Annotated in this window: 2 protein-coding genes; one reads left to right on the top strand and one right to left on the bottom strand. The window is 60.4% G+C overall.

The annotated features are described in order from the left end of the window. Positions 1 to 23: 23 nt before the first annotated feature. Positions 24 to 611, bottom strand: a complete 588-nt coding sequence (locus tag FG95_RS17715) for a hypothetical protein (protein WP_235211614.1) — start codon at positions 609 to 611, stop codon at positions 24 to 26. A 158-nt stretch (positions 612 to 769) separates the two neighbouring features. Between FG95_RS17715 and FG95_RS20645 the strand changes: the two genes are divergently transcribed. Then, entirely contained in the window at positions 770 to 1,492 is a 723-nt protein-coding gene (locus FG95_RS20645; protein ID WP_152567705.1) for a hypothetical protein, read from the top strand. The last annotated feature ends 87 nt before the right edge of the window (positions 1,493 to 1,579 follow it).

Raw genomic sequence — 1,579 nt, 5'->3', positions numbered from 1 at the left:
GACCCGGGCGAGGCGCTTCGTCCCTATGTGCGGATGGAGGCGGGCTCGCCCGAAACCATCTGGTCGGGTCTCGACAACCGGCTCGACTGGGGCGCCTGTTTCCTGTGGGAATATGGCGAGCCGAACCCGCCGGTGCTCCACCGCTGCCCCGCGACCGCCCCCGCGCTCGCCCGCGTCGAGAAATAGTTGATCGTCGTGCGCTTGCCGCCCGCATCCTGCCCATAATGGCGCAGGCAGAACATCAGCAGCGCGTCATTATGCTTGCGCCGGAACCCCATCAGCTTGCCCGCGACAAAGACGGGCACCAGATAGCCGTCGATCGCGCGTTCGAACGCGATATCCTTCAGCCGCGCGACCCCGAAATCGAGCGCCGCCTCCCACGCCCGCCGAAAGCTCTCCGCCCCGTCCGCGCGCCGCAGCGTATAGCAATTCGTCTGCGCCATATTGACCATCGCGGCGGCGCGCCGGACCGACCCCGTATCGGCGAGCGCCGCGATAAACGCCCGCTGCCGCTCGGGCGTCCACCCGTCGTGCCGATATTTGCGCGGCACCGGCGTAAACTCGGGAAGCGGCGGCCGAGCGGCGGCCGCAATCGGTGTCCGGTTCTGCATGATAAGCCCTCCTCCGTATGTCTCGAGCGAAGTCGAGAGACCAAACCGGACAGGGTATGACGGAGGGGAGTAATGTAGGAAAGGGGTTTGTTTATGGTTTGTTCCAAATGATCGCTGCAGATGCGCCGTAGATCGAGGATCGGCGGGTCGGCACGAAAGTGATTGCGATACCGTCTTGCATCTGCGGCTCACCGAATACGGTCCGCAGCCACATCATCCCCCGGGCGCTCATTCATGATTCGAAAGAGGGAGAGCAAGCCGTAGCCTATGGTGAGCGAGGCGAGGCGGGGCATCGGCTTCGACAGTCCGGTAAGTTCGATCAAAACATTCTCTGCGAGGAACACGAACGGATCACCGGCGACATTGATCGCTATGGGGTCGATTTCGTGCGTGTCCTGAACATCGCGGGTCAATCAGCCAAGGGCTCTTCCGCTGTGTATGTGCCTAACAGCAATCCCAAACTTCTGGTCCGCTTTGCGCTAAGCGTCATCTGGCGCGAGATCCATTCCGGCCATGGCGTGAAACGCGGTCTAACGCTTGGAACCGCGTCAGACCGCATTTGCCAAGCCATCTTCAAAGATGGCGACGTTTCCGCACCGACTATTGTTTCTTATCAGCAGTTCACTGGTGAACGTAACGAGCGTGTGCCGGTGGGAATCCACCCATTCCGCGTTCGAATGTTCGATCGCATTTTTTGGCAGTTCACAGTGGTTGGATGCGGAATTTGGATCTGTACGGACGGCCGGGGCCTGCCTGCTAAATTTGATGGCGTCCGCGCAGATCTGAACGATCCTGTTCGAGCAGCGGTTGGCGATCCCCGATCACTTTCCGACGTCGGTATCCTTCAGGGAATCTTCCGCGACATGCGGTCGCGCCGGTAACTCTTCTCGGGACGCTCGTTGTGACGATAACTCTATGCTTATCCTCAAAGCGGAAGATCACAGCGGTCAATTGCGCTAGGCGGTAAT

The organism is Sphingopyxis sp. LC363 (assembly GCF_000756385.1).
Classification (GTDB): domain Bacteria; phylum Pseudomonadota; class Alphaproteobacteria; order Sphingomonadales; family Sphingomonadaceae; genus Sphingopyxis.
Note: the sequence above shows the minus strand (reverse complement) of the source record. Positions and strands in the feature narration are given on the sequence as shown.